Below are 18,520 nucleotides of genomic sequence, written 5' to 3'. Positions count from 1 at the left end.
GTCCTCCTTCTGCTCAGCTTCTGCTCAGCGCGGTGCGGGGGCGGCGAACGGGTCGGCCGGGCGGTAGCCGTCGGCGTACTCGACGTCGGCGTCGCGCAGCCGGTCGGTGGTCCACGTGTTCCACAGCGCGCCGGCGCGCTCCGCGCCGAGCTGGGCGCGCAGCGGGTCGCGAGCGTGGTCGGGCGTCAGGGGGGTACCAGCCTGCACGCCGGTGACCTGGGCGACCACCCACGCCTGCTGCAGCGGGACGGGGCCGACGAGCGCGCCCGGCGCGGCGGTGAACACCGCGTCGGCGAGGCCCGGGTCGAGCGCGGCGACCTGGTCGCGCACGAGCAGCCCGAGGTCACCGCCGGTGCCCCGCGTGCTCTGGTCCAGCGACCGCGCGGCCTCAGCGCCCGGGTCGGCGCCGGCCTGCAGGCGGGCCAGCGTCGCGTCGGCGTCCTCGCGGTCGGCCAGCACGATCGCGCGGACCTGGCGCTGTTCGGGCGTCGTGAGGGTCGCGCGACGCTCGTCGTAGGCGCGGGCGACGTCCTGGTCGGTCACCGGCGGCACGTCGCGCACGACCTGCTCGTAGAGCCGGGAGGTCACCATCTGCCGGCGCACCTCGTCGAGCACGTCCCGCTCGCCGATGCCGACCTGCGACAGGCGCGCCAGGAAGTCGTCGCGGCCGGCGGGGAAGCTGCGCGTCACGAGCTGGTCGAGCTGGCCGGACACCTCCGCCCCGGACACCGTGATCCCCCGCGCCGCGGCCTCGCCGACCACGACCTCGCTCACCGCGACGGCCTTCGCCGTGTCGCGGCGGAACGTGTCCCGGCCGGCGTCGTCGCCGGGCGGGGCGATGCCGTAGAGGGCCCCGTAGAGCCGCACGCGCTGGTCGAGGGCCTGCTCGGTGATCACTTCGCCGCCCGGGCCGCCGACCCGCAGGGCGGCGTCGTCGGGCAGGGCGGTGGCCCAGCCGAACACCGCGAGCCCGGCGCCCGCGAGCAGCGCGAGGACGAGGACCGCGGCGACGACCCGTCGCGCCCACCGGCCGCCGGGGACGCGGTCGGCGAGGGCGGTGGAGCGGGTGCGCGCCGTGGTCACCAGGAGGCGGGTGCGGGAAGGCCGGCCGGGATCGTCCTCAGCGCTGTCCTCAGCGCTGTCCTCGGCGCTGTCCTCGGCGCTGTCCTCGGCGCCGTCCTCGGCGCCGTCCTCGGCGCTGTCCTCGGTGTCGTCCTCGGTGTCGTCCTCGGGGTCGGGCTCCCGCGTCGGCCGTGGGTCGTCGAGCGCGTCCAGCTCGCTGACCGGGGCGTCGGCGGCGGCGCCGGCCGCGCCGCCGTCCAGGGCGTCGAGCTCGGTGAGAACGGGTGCGTCGGTGTTGGTCCTGGTCACGCCGGTACCTCCGTACGGACGGGGTCGGGGGTCGCGTCGATGCGGTCGGGTGCGGGCCCGGTGGGCCGGATGGTGACGAGCAACGCCGCGAGGTAGGCGAGGACGACGCTCACGGTCAGGACCAGGGCGAGGTCGCGCAGGACCCAGAGTCCGGAGGCGGCGAGCGCCGCGTAGCCGACCGCCGCGGTGGCCGCCGCGACGGTGACGCTGCGCCGGTGCCGGGCCCCCGGGGCGAGGCGCAGGAGCACGACGAACTCGCTCGCGCCCACGGCGACCAGCGCGCCGAGCGCGACGGTCAGCGTGGTCGGCTCGGTGCCGGTCAGCGCCATGAGCGCGAAGCCCCAGCCGGTGGCGAGCAGCGCCGCGAGCACCGCGCGGACGGCGTCGTCGCGGCGTCGCAGACCGATCGCGAGCACCAGCCCGGCGGCCGCGATGCCGACGAGGTTCGCGAGGTAGCGCTCGGACGAGATCGCCGTGTAGCCGTCGGCGGCCGCGACGGGCAGCCCGGCGAGATCGGCGGTGTAGCCCGGTGGGGGCGGCGGGAGCTCCGCCCGGACCGCGTCGACGAGGTCGGCCTGCGCGCCGAGGTCGTCGTCGAGGCGGACGCCGACGATGGTCAGCGCGAGGTGCCCGTCGGGTGTGGACACGGCGTCGCGCAGGTAGTCGGGCAAGAGCGCGACGCCGGCGCGGATCTGCCCGGCGGTCGGGGTGTCGCCGAGGAAGCCGAGCTGGTCGGACAGGCTCACCACCGGTCGCACGCGGTCACCGTGCGCGGCGAGGACGCCCCGCGACGCGGCACGCGACCAGGCGAACGCCTCCGGGGAGAGCACATCGGGCCCGCGGAGCACGATCGACAGCTCGCCCGACGACCCGAGCGTCCGGTCCACCGCGCGCGCGTCCTCGAGCTCGGGGACGCCGCGCGCGAGGTCGAGCGGGTTCGCGGTGACACCCAGCCCGCCGAGCCCGATCCAGCCCCCCACGGCGGCGAGGACCAGGGCCACGACGCCGAGGCGCACCGGCCACGGACGCCTCGCCCGCTCCTTGATCGACGGAAGAATACGGACACTGGACGTCAGCGACGCCACGCCGCTGACATCTCGAGGGGCCCAGCGGCGCAGGGACAGGGCAGCGAGGACGGTGAGGGCGACGCCGAGGCCGAGCACCAGGCCGAGCTGGCGCACGAACGGCAGCGGCGACACCGCCAGCGCACCGAACCCCGCCGCCGCGGCGAAGCCCAGCGCGATCACCGGGCGGCGGTCGCGGGCGCCCGCGAGGTAGAGCACGAACGAGGTGCCGACGCCCAGGAGCGCCGGCAGCAGCGCCAGCGCGCCGAACGACAGCGGCACGCCCGCCCAGCCGGCGGCGGCGGGCACCACGCTCGCGCCCAGCGCCGAGACACCGAGCGGCCAGGCCACGGAGCGTAGCCGCTGCCGCCGCGACCCGCCCAGCGCGGGCACCAGCCAGAAGCGCGCGGCGACGACGAGTGCGACCAGCCCGGCCACCAGCGGCAGGTCCCGGGTGACCGCGCGGGCGAGCCCGGAGGTCACCGCGGGCACGCCCGCCACCGTCACCTCGGCGGCGAGGTCCGCCCCGGACGCCTGCGCGCGGATCGCGTCCACGAGCACGGCCGTGCCCGCCTGGTCCAGGCCGGCGCGGGGGCGCACGAGCACGGCGACCGTGTCGGCGGTCGGCACGACGAACCGCCAGCGTGGTTTCGGCGCGCCGTCGGGATCGAGGATCGCGGCGCGGACGAAGTCGGGGTTGCGCAGCGTCGGCACGCCCGCGGGCAGCGCCGACACCACCAGCGGCGCGTACCGCCGGTCGACCGCGGCCGCGGCGTCGTCGCCCGCGCGGGCGGCGTCGGCCGGGGTCGCCCCGCCGCGCTCGGCCTCCGCCCGCGCCGCCTCCCGCGCACCGTCCCGTCGCCCCGCCACCTGCGCGAGCAGCCCGCGCGCGGACCCGACGACCTGGTTGAGCACGGTCGCCGGCCCGTAGACGGCGGCGACGTCCGGGGTCTTCGCCAGCCCGCCCTCGAGGCGCAGGAGACGCAGCAGCTGGTCGGGGTCGACGAGGAGGCCTCCGGGCGCACGCGCCAGGACCACCACCGGGTCGCCGCCGATTGCCGCCGCGGCGTCCGCGGTGGCCTGCACCGACGGCGCGCCCGCGGGCAGGAACTGCTCGGTCCCCGTGTCGACGCGCAGCTGCGCGAGGCCACCCCCGATCCCGGCGACCACCGCCACCAGCAGGGCGGCTGCGAGGATGCGCGCCCTCACTCGCCGTCCCGCTCGACCCGCGGGAAGGATCCCTGCGGACCGCGGTCGTCGAGGCTGCCCGGCGCCGGGTAGGCGTTCTCGCCGGCGATGACGCCGGTCGGCAACTGCAGCGGGTTCGGCCGCAGCGCGTAGGGGTTCTCCACGGCCTGCAGCGGGATGTAGATCTGCCCGTCCGCGGTCGGGTGGTTCATGCCCGCGGCGAAGTTGGCGAAGAACTGCCCGGCCTCCGGGCCGTACGGGCGCAGGTAGCGCAGGGCCGGGTTGAGGTCGCGCAGCATCTCGGTGGCCGGCTCGATGAACGCCCGCACGTCGGCACCCGTCGCGGGGACCCGGTCGAGGGTGGCCGGTGCCTGGTCGAGCACGCCGTCGAGCGAGGGCAGCAGCCCGCGCAGGTCGCGGGTGGTCGCCGGCAGCTCGAGCAGCGCCGCCCCGATGTCCGGTGACGCCCGGTTCAGGTCGGCGGCCACCGGCGCGAGCGAGCCCGAGAGCCGCGAGAGCTCCCCGGACGCCGTGCGGGTGCTCGCGAGCAGGCCGGGCAGGCGCGCCACGCTCGCCTCCAGCGCCTCGCGCTGCCCGGCGGTCGCCGCGGTGACCCGGTTGGCGTCGCGCACGACCTGCGCGATGCGCCCGCGGTCGGTGTCCACCGTGGCGAAGACGGTGCCGAGCTCGTTCGACAGGCGCGTGAGGTCCTGCGACTGCGCCGCCAGCGCGTCGAGGGCGTCGCCGCCGTGGTCACCGAGCCGGGTCAGGCCGGTGACCAGGCGCCCGATGTCCTCCGAGCGCCCCGCGGTCCCCTCGCCGGTCGCCCGCAGCATCGAGCCCAGCGACTCCCGCGTCGGCTCGTCGAGACCCTGCAGGACGTCGCGCAGGTCCACCGACGGGCGCACCCCGGTCGGCGGCAGCACCGCGCCGCTGTCGAGCGGCGGGCCGGTGCCGTCGACGACGTCGACGTAGTACTGGCCGGCGAGCGACTTCTCCGAGACGCGGATCGAGGCGCCCTCGTGCAGCGGCACGGCCTCCTCGTCGAACCGCAGCTCGAGACGCCGGCCGTCACCGACGGGTGCCTCCGTGATCCGCTCGACCACCCCGACGCGCACGCCGGCGATCTGCACGTCCGCGAACGGCACGAGGTTGCGCACGGTGTCGACGTCCGCCGACACCGCGTACGAGCGGTCGGAGGTGAAGAACGGGACCTTCACGCCGGTGAACGACCACATCCAGGCCAGCACCAGGACGACGGCGAGCGCGAACGCCACGACGACGGCCAGGCGGCCGTGACCGACGGCGGATGGGGGGACCTTCATCGCGGACCTCCCGAGCCGGCGGCGGGATAGGGCCCGAGCGGGCTCTCCCCGTCGCGGTAGGTGTTCGTCCCGGCGCGCGCCGGGGGCAGCGCGCCGTCGGGCTGGGTCAGGTCGAGCGAGAGGTGACCGCGACCGATCCGTCGGCCGCCGGGCTCGCCGACGCTGAACACCGAGTTGGTGTTGGTGAAGAAGGCCTGCAGGTCGTACATCCAGGGGGCGACCTGCGCGGTCGCGTCGTCGGCCCAGCGCGACACGGGCCGCACGTCCTCGAGGGTCGCGCGCAGGTCGGTGACCGCGGGCCGCAGGTCGGCGAGGACGGGCCGGGCCTCGCCCACCACCGGCGCCGCGCGCCCGGCGACGTCCCGCAGCGAGCCCGCGGTGTCGCCGAACCGGGCCAGCGCCGAGGGCAGCTCGGGGGCGGCCGCGCGCAGCTCGTCGAGCGTGGGGTCGAGCTCGTCGGTGAGCGTCGACGTGCTGGCCAGCGCGCGGCGCAGGTCCTCCGAGAGCCCGGGCAGCTGCTCGAGGGTGCGCGCGAGCTCGTCGTCGCGGCGGGTGAGCGTCGCCAGCGTCGCCTGCGTGGAGTCGAGCAGCGAGGTCAGGCGCGCGTCGTCGTGACCCGCTGCCGTGGCGACCCGCGAGAGCGTGCCGACCAGCCGGCGGATGTTCTCCCGGCGCTCGGCGAGCGCCGTGACCACCGGGCGCAGCTGGTCGAGCGTCGCGCGGGTGGCGTCGAGCCCGGCCGGCAGCGCCTGCGGGGCCCGGGCGAGCGCCTCGTCGGACTCCGAGATCAGCGCCGTCATCGCCGTGCGGGAGCGCTCGTCGAGCCCGCCGAGGGCCTCCTCGACCTGCACCGGGCGCTGGGTCTGGGTCGCCGGCAGGACGTCGTCTCCCCCGAGCTCGCGGCCCGGCGGCCCGCCGGGCGCGAGCGACACGTACATCTCGTTGAGCGGGTTCTTGGGCCGCAGGACCGCCCGCGCGTTGTCGAAGATCGGGTGCCCCGGTTCGATCGACAGCGTCAGGACCGACGTGTCGTGGTCGGTCGCCTCCGCGTCCTCGATCAGCCCCACCGGCACGCCGGCGATCCGCACCTCCTGCGAGTTGCCGGGGCTGACCGCGACCGCGTCGGTGACCTCGACCTTGACCTCGCGGTACCCGCTCCACGGCGGTACGACGTTCAGCTGCGACAGGATGATCACCGCCGCGGCGATCCCGAGGACGGCGACGCCGGCGAGCACCAGGGTGTCGCGGCCGAGCCCGGGCACGCGGCGCAGCCGGCGCCAGCGGCGGCGCAGGGACGTCCCGGCGCTCATCGCCCGCCCCCCAGCGGGAGGCCGAGGGGGTTCGGTCCGCCCCGGTCGCCGCCACCGTCCGCGCCGCCGGGCAGCAGCGGCCGCCCGCCCTCGCGCGAGAGGCGTTCGAGCAGCCCGTCGAGCCCGCCCGGGGCGTTGAGCAACGACGCCGTGCCCAGACCCGGCTGGAAGCTGATCATGCCGGCGTTCCCGTCGTAGGTCTTGATCGTGCCGTTGAGGTTGGTCAGCGCGTAGCCGAGCTCGGCGTAGAGCGGGTGGCCCGTCCCGCCGCCGCCGGGGTACTTCGGCCCCTGCCCCTCGAACGGCGCGTCGAGGGCGCCCAGGATCGAGCCGTTGATGCGCTCGAACACCGGGTCGGCGACGTCGTCGAGCACCCGGGTGCCGGTCCGTGTCGTGGGCACGAGGTCCTCGACGAGCGGGCGGGTGTCGTCGAGGGCCGGGCGCAGCTGCGCCAGCAGCGCGCGCGTGTTGACCAGCGCCGGGTCGAGGTCGGCCAGCAGCGGGTCGAGCTCGCGCACCGCCGGGTGGATGTCCTCGGCCGTCGGCGGGATGCGGTCGAGCGTGCCCGACAGGTCGTCGGCGCCGCGGTGCACCGCGCGCAGGGTCTCGGGCATCGTCGCGACGGTGTCGGCGACCGGCCGGCTCTCGCGGGCGAGCACGTTCGCGGTCGCGCCGAAGGAGTCGACGACCTCGGCGAGCTGGCCGTCGCGGGCCGAGAGCACCCGCGCGGTGCTGTTGAACCCGGTGACCAGCGCGGCGAGGTCGGTGTCGGGACGCTCGCCGCGCAGGGCGTCGAGCACCTGCCCGGCCGGGACGAGCGTGCGCGGGGCGGTCGCCAACAGCTCGCGGATCGGAGCCTGTCCCGGACGCAGGGTGTCGTCGAGCAGCCCGAGGGTGCGCTGCAGCGAGCGCTGCGCGTCCGGCGGGATCGCCGCGAGCACCGCGTCCAGCTCGACGGGCGTGGTGGTGCGCCCGGTCGGGATGCGCCCGCCCGCCGGCTCCCCCGGGCCGCCGCCCGCGACGAGGGCGACGTAGTACGTGCCGCCGAGCACGGTCGTCGGGCGGATGTCGGCGCGCGGGGCGGTGCCCAGCTTCTCCGCCGCCCCGGGGTCCAGCTTCAGGGTGATGTCGACCCGGCCCGGGCCGATCTGCTCGACGTCGGCGACGACGCCCACCGGCGTCCCCGCGATCTTGACCTCGCTCTTGTCGGCCTCGAGCTTGTAGTCGCGGGCGGTCTCGAGCACGAGCTCGTCGCCCGGGCGCAGCGTCGTGACCAGCGAGGTCTTGGCGAACACGAGCCCGAACACGGCGACCACGACGACCACCAGCAGGAGACCCGTACGGACGGGTGTCGGCTTCATCGGTCGCCTCCCGGGACGAGCGCGCCGTTCGAGTCCCGGTCGTCCGAGGCGGTCCCGGGCTCGGGGTAAGGGTTGGTCGGGGCGTCGCCGAGCCCGCGTGGCAGCCCGGACAGCGAGGCGGGCCCCGGCGCGGACAGGAAGATCCGGAACTGGTGCCGGAACCCGTCGTGGCTGGTGTTGAGCCTGCTGAACGTCCGGCTGAACAGGGCGATGTCGGGCGTGTAGCGCGAGAGCACCGAGAGCGGCTCGGCGGCGTGGCGCAGCCCCTCGCCCAGGCGCGGGACGAACGGGCGCGCCGCGGCGAGGGTCTCGGTGAGGTCGGCGAGCGCGGGGTCGGTGCGGTCGGCGACGTCGGGGACCTTGCCGAGCGGGCCGACGGCCTCGCGCAGCGTGCCGCGCAGGTCCGGCGTGCCCTCGCCCAGCGCGGCGGCACCCGGCCCGAGCGTGCGCATCGCCGCGCCGGTGTCGGCCAGGGGCGCGTAGAGATCATCGGCGGCGGCGCGCAGGGCGGGCAGGGTGTCCGCGGCCTCGCGCACCGTGCCCCCGAGCGGCTCGCCGCCGTCGGTCGACAGCGCGTCGAGGGTGTCGCGGCTCTGCGCGAGCAGCCCCGCGAGCTCGTCGGACGCCGGCTCGAGGTGCCCGGCCAGCGACGCACCGGAGCGCAGCGTCCCGGGCAGGTCGGCCGCCGGGTCGGCGAGCGCCCCCGAGACGGTGCCGAGGTCGTCGAGCATGCCCGGGGCGGCGCCGACGAAGCGTCCGAGTCCCGGCCCCTGCCCGGCGAGCCCGCTGCCGACCTCGCGCACGGTGGAGCGCAGGGCCTCCCGCGTGGGTGGGTCGAACACGTCGAGCAGGTCGGCGAGGTCGTGGCTGGACTCGGTGCTCTCCACCGGCAGCACGCCCTGGAGCAGCGGCGCGTCCGGGCTGCCCGGGATCAGCTCGACGTACTTCTGCGCGAGCGCCGACTGGTCGCGGATCTCGGCGCGCGCGTCGGCGTGGACCTCCACGTCGCCGATCAGCCTCAGGGTCGCGACGGCCCGCCCACCGGAGATGGTGACGTCGGAGACCTGCCCGATCCGTTCGCCGCCGCGGCGGACCTCGGAGTTGGTGTCGGTCTGGCCGATGTCCGCGAACGCGACGCGCACCGTCGTGGTGGGCTCGCCGGGCAGGTGGCCGCGGTGGGCGGTGAACACGACCACGAGCAGCAGCGCGGCGAGGACGATCACCACCACGCCGACGGTCAGGGTGCGGCGCCGCTCGGCGGCGGCGTGGGGTCCGGCCATCAGCGACCACCTCCGAGCATCTGGTCGACGAGGCCGCGCTCCTGCTCGGGCGAGAGGCCGGTGGCGTTGTCCTCACCCGGCCGGTCGCGTGGTGGGGTGCCGGCGGTTCCGGGCTCTCCTCCGGGCACCGCGTCGGCGCCGGGCAGCGCGGGCAGGCTCAGGCCGCCGGGCGCGGCGGGGCACAGCGGCGCGTTCCCCGGGATCGTGCCGGGCGGCAGGGCGCCCGCGCCGATGTTGCAGAGGGTGGTGGGGGTGACCACGGCGACCCCGCGGAAGTAGTGGGAGACGCCGTCGTAGCCGCTGGTGGCCATCGCCCAGTCCGCGATGCCGCTCATCGCGAGCTCGAGGTTGCTGGGCACGCCGCGCTCGTGGGGCAGCACCGTCTCCCCGATCGGCCGCAGCGACCCGGCGACCGAACGCAGGTCGTCCGCGGCAGGCCGCAGGTCGGCGACCGCCGGGCGGGCCTGGTCGAGCAGGGTGTCGAGGCGGTCGATCACCGGGGGCAGCGCGCCGAGGGCGGGGTCGGCGGCGTCGGAGAACTCTCGCAGCTCCCGGCTCAGGGCCCCGAGGTCGCTGGTGACCGGGCGGATCGAGCGCAGCACGGGCGTGGTGGCGTCGGCGGTGCCGGCGAGCTCGCCGAGGGTGCGCCGCGTGGTCGCGACGGTGTCGGGCAGCGCGACGAGCGTCCGGTCGAGGGCCTCGCGCTGCGCGGCGACCGCGTCGACGGTCCGGCGGGTGGTGTCGACGAGCTCGTCGAGCGTGGCGCCGTCGCGGTCGGCGAGCGCCGCCGACACCCGCGACCCGTCGTCGATCATGCGGTTCAGCGCCGCGTTCTGGTCGTCGAGCACGGCCGTCAGGCGGTCGGTGCGCTGCAGGGCGGGGGCGAGCGCGTCGAGCGCGGCCGCGGCCTGCGGACCCCGGCCGCGCAGGCCCTCGCCGAGCGTCGTGACCATCGACGCGAGCGCGGCGGCGGTCGGGTCGTCGAAGGTGTCGAGCACGTCGTCGACGTCGACGGCGCGCGAGGTGCGCTCCGGGCCGATGACGGCGGGATCGTCCGCGGCCGGCGCCTGCGGGCCGCCCGGCGCGAGGTCCAGGAACCGCTCCCCCAGCAGCGAGACCGGGCGGATCGCGGCGGTCGCGTCGGCGTGCAGCTGCTGGGCCTCGGGCTCGACGTCCATGACGATGCGGGCGAGGCGCCGCCCGTCCGGTGCCGGCGGGTCGAGGCGGATCTCCTCGATCAGCCCGACCCGCACGCCGTACATCCGGACCTCGTTGCCCGCACGCAGCGGGCTCGCGTCGGCGAAGAGCGCCTCGACCCGTCCCGACGGCGTGGCGGCCTCGCTGCGCAGCACCGCGCCGGTGGTGGCGCCGATCAGGCCGACGGCGACGAGGACGGCAGCGGCCAGGCGAAGTGATCTCGTCATCGGGCACCGTCCCCGTTCGCGTCGGTCCAGGGCTCGCCGCCGGAGGTGCCGGGCGCCGGGCTGCGGTCGACCACCCCGCCGAACGGCTGGGCGGGGGGCTGGTTGTTCAGCGACGTCTGCCCGGCCGTGAACAGGGCGCGGGCGACGTGGCCGTTGGCGTCGTAGGAGGAGAAGAAGTTGCCCCAGTTGCCGAGGAAGCCCGCGATCTCGGGGCTGTAGGGCCGCAGGAACGCGACCGCCGGCGAGGCCTGGCGCACCGCCTCGGTGAGCTGCGGAACCGTGTGGTGGGTGCGGTCGAGCAGGCCCGGGGTGTCGGCGAGCAGGACGTCGGCGGCCTCGAGGGTGGAGCGCAGCTGGGCGACGGTGGGGCGCAGGTCGGTCAGGACGGGGCGCAGGTTCGATGCCACGCCGGGCAGGCGCGCCGCGGCCGGGCGCAGGTCGTCGAGCACCGGCACCGCCGCGTCGGTCGCCGCGGGCACCCGGTCGAGCGCGCCGCGGGCGGCGTCGAGGGCGCCGGGCAGCTCGGACAGGCCGTCGGTGAGCTGCTGCTGCCGGGCTGCGACGGCGTCGGTCAGCGTCCCGAGGTCGCGCACGGTGCCCTCGACGGCGGCGCGCCGCTCGGTGAGCACGCCGGTGACCTGCTGGGCGTTGGTGATCAGCTCGCGGATCGCCGGGCCGTCGCGGCCGACGGCGTCGAGCACGGAGCCCAGTGCCTCGACGGTGGGGCCCGCCGTCCGGAGGGTCTCGTTGACGTCGCGCTCGCGGCCCCGCAGCGTGCCGTCGAGCTGCTGGACCGTCGACGCCAGACGCGCGCGGGTCGGCGGGTCGAGCGCGCCCAGGATGTCCTCGAGCGTGACCTGGGCGGCGCCGGCGGGGATCAGCGCGCCGTCGGGCAGCTCGGCGGCGTCGGCCGGCCCTGGCTCGACCTGCAGGTAGCGCTCGCCGAGCACCGAGCGGGACTCGACGCGCACGACGGCGCCGGCGTGCAGCGGGAGCGCGACGTGCTCGTCGTCGGTGATCTCGACGGTCGCGATGGCCTGGTCGCCGCGGGCGGCGAGTTCGGCGATCTCGCCCGCCTGCTGCCCGTCGACCTCCACCGGCGTGCCCTCGGTGAGCCCGAGAGCGGACGGCATGACGACCTGGAGCGTGTAGGGCGCGGCCACGGCGGTCGCGGCGGTGGCCACCCCGGCCGCGGCGATCAGCGTGACGAGGACGGCGAGCACCACGGTGACCGGACGTCGGGAGTCGGTCATGGTCAGTCCATCCCGAGCGGGCCGTCGGAGGAACCGTTGAGGAACTGGCGCACGAACTCGTCGCCCGAGTCGAACGCGTCGGCGGCCGGGCCGAAGTGCACGACGCGTCCCTCGTGCAGGACCCCGACGTCGTCGGAGACCTTGCGGGCGGTGTGGATGTCGTGGGTGACCAGCACGTAGGTGCCGCCCTGCTCGGCGTGGATCGACAGCACGAGGTCGTTGAGCAGGCTGGTGCGCACCGGGTCGAGCCCGGAGTCCGGCTCGTCGAAGAGCAGGATCTCGGGCTCCATGACCAGGGCGCGGGCGAAGCCCGCCCGCTTGCGCATCCCGCCGGAGATCTCGTTGGGCGCCTTGCCGATCGAGCTCTCCAGCCCGACCTCGCGCAGCCGCGCCATCACCTTCTCCTCGATCTCGTCCTCGTCGAGCTGCGTGTGGCGGCGCAGGGGGAACGCGACGTTGTCGAAGAGGTCCATCGACCCGAACAGCGCGCCGTCCTGGAACAGCACGCCGAAGCGGGTCCGCAGCGCGCGGCGCTCGGTCTCGCTCAGCGCCCAGATGTCCTGGCCGAAGACCCGCACGCGACCCTCGTCGGGTTCGAGCAGGCCCAGGACGTGCTTGAGCAGCACGCTCTTCCCGGTGCCCGAGGGGCCGAGCACCGTGGTGATCGCGCCCTCGGCGATGCGCAGGTCGAGGCCGTCGAGCACCGGACCGCCGCCGAAGGACCTGCGCACGCCCTCCAGCTCGATGGCGGCGCCGGGGCTCTCGGCGCGCGGGAGACGGGTGGTCGGTTCGTCGTGGATCGTCACGGTGGCGCTCCGGATCAGTTCGCCACGGGGGCGTTGGGGAAACCGGCCCAGAACAGCTGCTGGAAGAACAGCCCGACGAGGCTGACCAGGACCATGTTCACGACCATCGAGCGGGCGGTGTTCTGCCCGACGCCCACGGGCCCGCCGGTGGCAGTGAACCCGTACCAGCAGCCGACGAGCACGACGACGACGCCGAGCGCCATCGTCCAGATCATGGAGAACAGCAGGTCGAGCGGGCTCTGGAACGCCCAGAGGACCTGCAGGAAGCCGCCGGGCGAGACCGACCCGAGGACCTGGGTGCCCATGAGGAACGCGCCGAGGTAGAGCAGGCCGAGCCCGACGATGAACAGGAACGGCATGACGATGATCGACGCGAGGACCCGCGTGCTCACGAGGTAGGAGACGGGGTCGACGCCCATCACCTCGAGCGCGTCGACCTCCTCGTCGGCGCGCATCGAGCCGAGCTCCGCGACGAACCCGCAGCCGACCTTGGCCGAGAGGATCCAGCCCCACATCTCCGGCGCGCACGTCCGCAGCCCGGCGTAGCCCGGGAAGATCGCGACGTAGCCGGACGCGCCGAACTGGCGCGTCGTGTAGTGCCCCTGGACGGTGAAGATCACGCCGATCAGGAACTCCATGAACCAGATGACCAGGCCGCTGGAGACCACGAGGATCGCGCCCTGGCGCACCACCTCGGTCGGGAACGTGCGCGCCGCGTGCGGGATCGTCCGCAGCACCTGGCCCCAGAAGCGGACCATCGCCGCGGCGTTGGCCAGCAGCTCCGAGACCTTGCGCCCGAGGGCCTTCGGGTCGACCTCGACCTCGCGCGTGCTCATCGGACCGACCCCATCTCCGGGAACAGCCCGAGCGCGGTGAGGTTGACCGCGAAGTCGACAAGGAAGACGAGGACGAAGGACAGGACCACGGCCTCGTTGACCGCCCGGCCCACGCCGATCGAGCCGCCCCGGGCGTTCAGGCCCTTGTAGGCGCAGACGACGCCGGTGACGAAGCCGATGAGCAGGCTCTTGCCGACCGCGACCACCATCTCGACGGAGGTCAGGTTCTTGAACAACGTCTCCCAGTAGTCCGCGGCAGGGACGTCGCCGTAGGTCACCGTGCTGTAGAGCCCGCCGAGGATCCCCATGACGAGGCTGACGGTCATGAGCAGCGGCGTGAGCAGCGAGAGCGACAGCACCCGCGGCAGCACCAGCTCGCGCACCGGGTCGAGCCCGAGGACCTCGAGCGCGTCGATCTCCTCGCGGATGCGGCGGGCGCCGAGGTCGGCGCACAGCGCGGTGCCGACGATCCCGGCGACGACCATGGAGTTGATCCACGGCGTGAAGTCGCGGGTGTTGACGATGAAGAAGTACTGGCCGTAGCGGTACGCGGCGCCGAGCAGGTTGAGGAAGTTCAGCCCGAGGATGCCGATCATCAGCGCGAAGGTGAACACCGCGAGCACCATCGGCACCGCCGAGCGCGTCAGGACACGGAACATCTCGTCGCGGGTCTCGGTCCAGTAGCCGCGCGGGTGGCGGACCGCGCTCCACGCCACCTGACCGGCCAGCCGGGTCACGCCACCGAGCTCGGCGACGCCGCGTGCGACGGGCCCGAGCACCGATCGCGACGAGCTGTGCGCACGCCACGTCGCCGCTCGGGCACGTTGTGTAGCCGTCGAGGAGACGGCAGCAGAGCCGGGTGAGTCCACGGGACGTCCTTGGGTGGGCCCGGGCGGTGGGGAGCGACCGGGGGCAGGGACCGGGGGGAGCGCGGGGCGCCGGGGAGCGGGGCGCGGCGATGCGTCCGCCGGGGAGCGGGAGAGCCGGATCAGCCGGCCGGAGAGGCGGGGTCCGCGTCAGGAGCGCGGACCAGCAGGGTCAGCGACAACAGAAGGTCGACCCGAGACGGCCGAGGTCCACGTGCAACCGCTGCACCAGACGGACCATGGCCATGGAGCGAAAGCCTGCCACGAGCCTCCGAACGGTCGCACAAGACCCCTCACCCCGCCTTCACATCGGATCTCCCGGACGGGACTCGAGCGGAAAGAGGCCCACGTCGCAGCCTGTTCAACTCCCGCCACGGATCGGGCACGATGGCCTCGTGCCGGGGACGCCTGAGCTGGACCGCGCCCGGCCCTCCCGTGCCGTGGGTATGGCCCTGACCCGCCGCCGCCACCTCGATCACGCGCGTCTCGCGAGCCAGGCCTGTCGGGCCTGACCTCTCCCCGCTCCGAGATCCGTTCGTGCCCGCCGGTCCTGCCCCGGGCACCCCTTGCCTCGAGGACCCCTGTGACCAGCACCGAGGACACCCCGTCGATCGTCGTGGTCGGCAACGGCGCCGCCGGCACGCTCGTCGTGATCGAGCTCCTGCGCGTGGCGCGCGAGACCCGGCACCCCCTGCGCATCACCTGGGTCGGCGACGGCGCCCCCGCCCGCGGCGTCGCCTACGCGACCGGCCGGCCCTGGCACCGCCTGAACGTCCCGGCGTCGTCGCTGACCCTCGCCGGCGCCGACCGGACGTTCCCCGACTGGCTCGCGGCCCGGGACTCCTCGGCGCTGACCGACCCCGACGACCCGCGCGACGACCGCGACGCGGAGTTCGCGCCTCGCTGGGCGTTCGGGTCCTACCTCGCCGACACGCTGCTCGACGTCCGCGCGGCGGCGGACCGGTCGCTGGTCGAGCTCGAGGTCGTGCCGGGCCGCGCGGTCGGGGCGACGACGCGCCCGCACGGGGTCGACGTCGACCTCGCCGACGGGCGCGGCGTGCACGGCGACCGGGTGGTGCTGGCGACCGGACCGTTCGGGGTGGACCGGCCCCCGGGCGCGACGGACGACGCGCTCGCCCACCCCGGGCTGGTCGTCGACCCGTGGCGCGACGGCGCGCTCGACGCCGCCGGCGACCAGCGGGTCGCGCTGCTGGGCACGGGGCTGACGATGGTGGACGCGGCGCTCTCGCTCGCCCGCGCCGACCGTCGGGTGCGGCTGCTCGCCGTCTCCCGGTCGGGGATGGCACCGCGCGCCCACTCCCGGACCCCCGGCCGCCCCGTCGACCCCGTCGTCACCCCGGACGACGACCTGACCCTCGACGAGATCGTCGACGCCGTGCACCTGCGGATCGCCGCCGGTCCGGACCGGTGGCGCGACGTCGTCGACGGTCTGCGCCCGGTGACCCCGGGACTGTGGGGCTCGCTGTCGCTTGACGAGCGGGCGCGCTTCCTCACCGAGCACGCCCGACGCTGGGAGATCCACCGCCACCGCATGGCCCCGGCGGTGGCCGACGAGCTGCGCCACCTGGTGGTCGCGGGCCGGCTGCAGATCCGGTCGGCGTCGGTGCACGAGATCGACGCGGTCGGCGCCCGGCTGGTCGTGCGGCTCCGCGAGCCCACCAAGGGGGTGGACGACCTGGTGGAGGTGGACCGGGTCGTGTCGTGCGTCGGCGCGCAGGAGGACGTCACGGCGGTGGCGGACCCCCTCGTGCGGTCGCTGCTGCGCGAGGGTCACGCTCGCCCGCACCCGCTCGGCCTGGGCTTCGACACCGACTCCGACGGCGGGCTGAGAGGGTCCGAGCGCCGGCTGTTCACCCTCGGCGCGACCCGCCGCGGCGAGCTCTACGAGACCACCGCGATCCCCGAGATCCGGGACCAGGCCGAGTCCCTCGCCCGCCTCCTCGTCCCCGAACCCGCCTGGGCGGAACGGACCGTGTGAGCGAGATTCCCGGCTGTCGCCCGGGAATCTCGCTCACATCCGTCGGTCGGGTTAGTCCTGGCTGTGCGGGATGGGCAGGTTGCCGCTGAGGAGCCCGTCGGCAGGGGCGCCGACGAACCCGTACACGGTCTCGATCCCGCTGTTCACCGGGCCGCCGTCGACGTACGGCTGCCCGGGCTGGTCGGCGCTCCCGGAGCCTTCGCTGGTGTAGTCCGCGGGGTCGGTCGAGCCCTGCGGCTCCTCGGGCAGCAGGGGGTCCGCGGACGCCGTGCCGGCGATCGCGGTGAGCCCGGCGAGCCCCAGCGCGGCCGTGGCCGCGGCGCGGACGACGGTGTGGTGTGTGCTCATGGTCGGTCCTCTCAGATCGGGCTGCCGTCGGCGAGCGTCCCGATGACGTCGCTGGGGGTGCTCAGGATCAGGTCCACCGGTGAGGCCGGGGGCAGGGCCGTGTCGTCGGCGGTCTGCTGGTCGGCCTGCGTCGCCTCGTCGGCGTGCGCCGCGGCGGGCAGCGCGACCGCGGCGCCGGCACCGAAGGCCACGGCCAGGGCGGCGCGTCGAAGGTCGGTCACGGTCGTCCTCCTCGCGGAATGGGCAGCGATGATCATTCGACCTCGCTGTTCTTGCCGAACTCGCCGGTCGAGAAGGGCGGCTGCGTGAGCTGCCCCGCGAACTCGCCGGCGTCCGCGGGCAGCACCGAGGTGACGCCGCCCGAGATCTTCGTGGTGCTCGCGGTGATGGCCGACCCGCTGATCACGTTCTCGTCGGCGGGCAGCAGAACGTCGATGGTCGCGTTGCCGAGCACGTCGGTCTCGATCGTCGACGAGCCGATGAAGTGCTCGCCCTCGCCGTAGCCCGAGGGGTCGGGGTCGTCGTTGGCGTAGAAGTCGAGCACGAAGGTCGCGTTCGGCTCGGTGTTCACCGTGCCGCGCGCGTGCGCCCGGCCGCCCTCGAGCGACGTCGTCGGGTCGAGACGCACCAGGTTGTTCTCGTTGTTCGGGCCCGTGTCGAAGTCCGTGGGCTCGTCGAGGTTGGTGACGTTGCGGTCGTGCGGGGCGTTGCCCAGGCCGGGCGTGCGCTCGAACGGGCTCGCGAGGCCCTGCTCGGGGGTGCCGGAGTCGCCGTTGATGGCGATGCCGATGTCGTCCGAGCCGCCGTTGTCATGATACGTGTTGAACCGGATCAGGTGGCCGTCGGTGAAGTCTGTCGCGAGCCGCTGGGTGCCGCCGACGACGACGCCGTCGTTGTCGTTGTGGGCGATCTCGTTGCCGAAGCCGGGCTCCGTGGAGCGGTCCGGCCCGACGCCGACCGAGTCGTACCGGGCGTCCGAGGAGATCTGGATGCCAGAGTCCTGCAAGGCGGCCGGGTTCGTCGCGCCGGGCAGGGGCCCGTCGCCGTCGACGTTCGTGCCGATCCGGTTGCCGCTCACGCTGTTGTAGCTCGTGCCCGGCAGCTGGATCCAGACGCCGCGGGTCGCGTTGCCCGAGATGACGTTGCCGGGGTCGTCGCGCTCGGTGGCCCCGATGACGTTGCGCTGCGCGCCGGCCTCGACGATCACGCCGTTGCCCTGCACGAGGCTCGGTCCCGTGCTGCCGCGGGTCAGCACCGGATCGCCCGCCGCACTCGGCCCGATGATGTTGTTGTCGACCGTGTTGGCCTGGGCGCCGCCGCCACGGAGGTAGACCCCGGCGGTCCCGATCGGCACCGGGCTCTGCAGGTTGAGCCGGCCGCCGTTGCCGGAGACGACGTTGCGGTCCTCCGCGGAAGCGCCGCCGATGGTGTTGCCCTGGCCGGTGACGAGCACGCCGGCGGTGCGGTTGGGCGTCGCGGTCTCGCTGTCGGCGTCGAGGCCGAGGACGTTGCCGGCGATCGTGTTGCCGTCGGACTCGACCTTGATGCCGGCACCGTTCCCGGTGGCGGCGGCGCCGGTGAAGCCGTTGACGACGAGGCCGCGCACGGTGCTCCCGCCGCTGCCCTCGGCCAGCGTCAGACCGTTGCCGGCGACGTCGTCGCCGCCGGCGATCTCGACGCCGAGATCGGCGTCGCTGCCGGCGCTGCGGGTGTTCGGGGTGGCGCCGGGCTGGGTGTAGCCGTCGACGGTGACGGGGTCGGTGATCTCGGGCAGCGGGCTGTCGACCGCGATGGTCTGCGCGCCGGAGCCGGGGATCGCGAACTCGATGCGGTCGGTGCCGCCGGAGTCGTTGGCGTCGGTGAGCGCCTGACGCAGGGAGCCGGGGCCGGCGTCGGCGGCGGTCGTGACGGTGTAGGTCGCGGCGCCGGGTGCGGCGAGGGCCGGGACGAGGGCGCCGCCGGCGGCGCGCACGCCGACGACGAGGGCGCCGGCGGCGATCAGACGGCCCGTGGGCCGTCGCGTGCGGTGGGTTGCCAAGACAGGGACCTCTCGGGGAGCTGGGGAGCAGGCACCCCGCGGCGCACGTCA

General features: G+C 75.3%; 15 protein-coding genes. 1 reads left to right on the top strand and 14 read right to left on the bottom strand.

Annotated features, from left to right (window positions below; translation table 11 throughout):
• Positions 1-24: 24 nt before the first annotated feature.
• From AC2A1K_RS20080 to AC2A1K_RS20030, 11 genes are read right to left on the bottom strand one after another with little or no spacing between them, the layout of a single operon-like run.
• The gene (locus AC2A1K_RS20080) at positions 25-1,371 is read right to left on the bottom strand and encodes a peptidylprolyl isomerase (protein ID WP_483898080.1); all 1,347 of its coding nucleotides are present in this window, start codon (positions 1,369-1,371) and stop codon (positions 25-27) included.
• Entirely contained in the window at positions 1,368-3,644 is a 2,277-nt protein-coding gene (locus AC2A1K_RS20075) for an MMPL family transporter (protein WP_483898079.1), read from the bottom strand. The genes AC2A1K_RS20080 and AC2A1K_RS20075 overlap by 4 nt, the downstream gene beginning before the upstream one ends.
• Complete coding sequence (locus AC2A1K_RS20070; protein ID WP_483898078.1) at positions 3,641-4,948, bottom strand: MlaD family protein; 1,308 nt, start codon at positions 4,946-4,948, stop codon at positions 3,641-3,643. Before AC2A1K_RS20070 ends, AC2A1K_RS20075 begins: the two co-directional genes overlap by 4 nt.
• Positions 4,945-6,258, bottom strand: coding sequence for an MlaD family protein (locus AC2A1K_RS20065; RefSeq protein ID WP_483898077.1), 1,314 nt, complete (start codon positions 6,256-6,258; stop codon positions 4,945-4,947). Before AC2A1K_RS20065 ends, AC2A1K_RS20070 begins: the two co-directional genes overlap by 4 nt.
• Positions 6,255-7,619: an MlaD family protein gene (locus AC2A1K_RS20060; protein ID WP_483898076.1), complete on the bottom strand. Its 1,365-nt coding sequence runs from the start codon at positions 7,617-7,619 to the stop codon at positions 6,255-6,257. The genes AC2A1K_RS20065 and AC2A1K_RS20060 overlap by 4 nt, the downstream gene beginning before the upstream one ends.
• The gene (locus AC2A1K_RS20055) at positions 7,616-8,899 is read right to left on the bottom strand and encodes an MlaD family protein (RefSeq protein WP_483898075.1); all 1,284 of its coding nucleotides are present in this window, start codon (positions 8,897-8,899) and stop codon (positions 7,616-7,618) included. The genes AC2A1K_RS20060 and AC2A1K_RS20055 overlap by 4 nt, the downstream gene beginning before the upstream one ends.
• Positions 8,899-10,323: an MlaD family protein gene (locus AC2A1K_RS20050; protein WP_483898074.1), complete on the bottom strand. Its 1,425-nt coding sequence runs from the start codon at positions 10,321-10,323 to the stop codon at positions 8,899-8,901. Before AC2A1K_RS20050 ends, AC2A1K_RS20055 begins: the two co-directional genes overlap by 1 nt.
• Positions 10,320-11,576: an MlaD family protein gene (locus AC2A1K_RS20045; protein ID WP_483898073.1), complete on the bottom strand. Its 1,257-nt coding sequence runs from the start codon at positions 11,574-11,576 to the stop codon at positions 10,320-10,322. Before AC2A1K_RS20045 ends, AC2A1K_RS20050 begins: the two co-directional genes overlap by 4 nt.
• A 2-nt stretch (positions 11,577-11,578) precedes the next feature.
• Positions 11,579-12,382: an ABC transporter ATP-binding protein gene (locus tag AC2A1K_RS20040; protein ID WP_483898072.1), complete on the bottom strand. Its 804-nt coding sequence runs from the start codon at positions 12,380-12,382 to the stop codon at positions 11,579-11,581.
• 14 nt (positions 12,383-12,396) lie between these two features.
• On the bottom strand, positions 12,397-13,218 hold the full coding sequence (locus AC2A1K_RS20035) for an ABC transporter permease (RefSeq protein WP_483898071.1): 822 nt from the start codon (positions 13,216-13,218) through the stop codon (positions 12,397-12,399).
• The gene (locus AC2A1K_RS20030) at positions 13,215-13,997 is read right to left on the bottom strand and encodes an MlaE family ABC transporter permease (protein WP_483898070.1); all 783 of its coding nucleotides are present in this window, start codon (positions 13,995-13,997) and stop codon (positions 13,215-13,217) included. The genes AC2A1K_RS20035 and AC2A1K_RS20030 overlap by 4 nt, the downstream gene beginning before the upstream one ends.
• Before the next feature lie 670 nt (positions 13,998-14,667).
• On the opposite strand from AC2A1K_RS20030, the gene AC2A1K_RS20025 reads away from it, so the two are divergent.
• On the top strand, positions 14,668-16,083 hold the full coding sequence (locus AC2A1K_RS20025; protein ID WP_483898069.1) for an FAD/NAD(P)-binding protein: 1,416 nt from the start codon (positions 14,668-14,670) through the stop codon (positions 16,081-16,083).
• 51 nt (positions 16,084-16,134) lie between these two features.
• Here AC2A1K_RS20025 and AC2A1K_RS20020 read toward each other — a convergent pair whose 3' ends face one another.
• The 3 genes from AC2A1K_RS20020 to AC2A1K_RS20010 are packed head-to-tail and all read right to left on the bottom strand — an operon-like array spanning position 16,135 to position 18,469.
• A complete protein-coding gene (locus tag AC2A1K_RS20020; protein WP_483898068.1) occupies positions 16,135-16,431 on the bottom strand; it encodes a hypothetical protein in 297 nt (98 codons plus the stop codon).
• An 11-nt stretch (positions 16,432-16,442) separates the two neighbouring features.
• Positions 16,443-16,652, bottom strand: coding sequence for a hypothetical protein (locus AC2A1K_RS20015; RefSeq protein ID WP_483898067.1), 210 nt, complete (start codon positions 16,650-16,652; stop codon positions 16,443-16,445).
• A gap of 32 nt (positions 16,653-16,684) precedes the next feature.
• Positions 16,685-18,469: a hypothetical protein gene (locus tag AC2A1K_RS20010; protein ID WP_483898066.1), complete on the bottom strand. Its 1,785-nt coding sequence runs from the start codon at positions 18,467-18,469 to the stop codon at positions 16,685-16,687.
• Between the last annotated feature and the right edge of the window lie 51 nt (positions 18,470-18,520).

It is taken from the genome of Actinomycetospora sp. 2LY8.5, from assembly GCF_057180585.1.
Note: the sequence above shows the minus strand (reverse complement) of the source record. Positions and strands in the feature narration are given on the sequence as shown.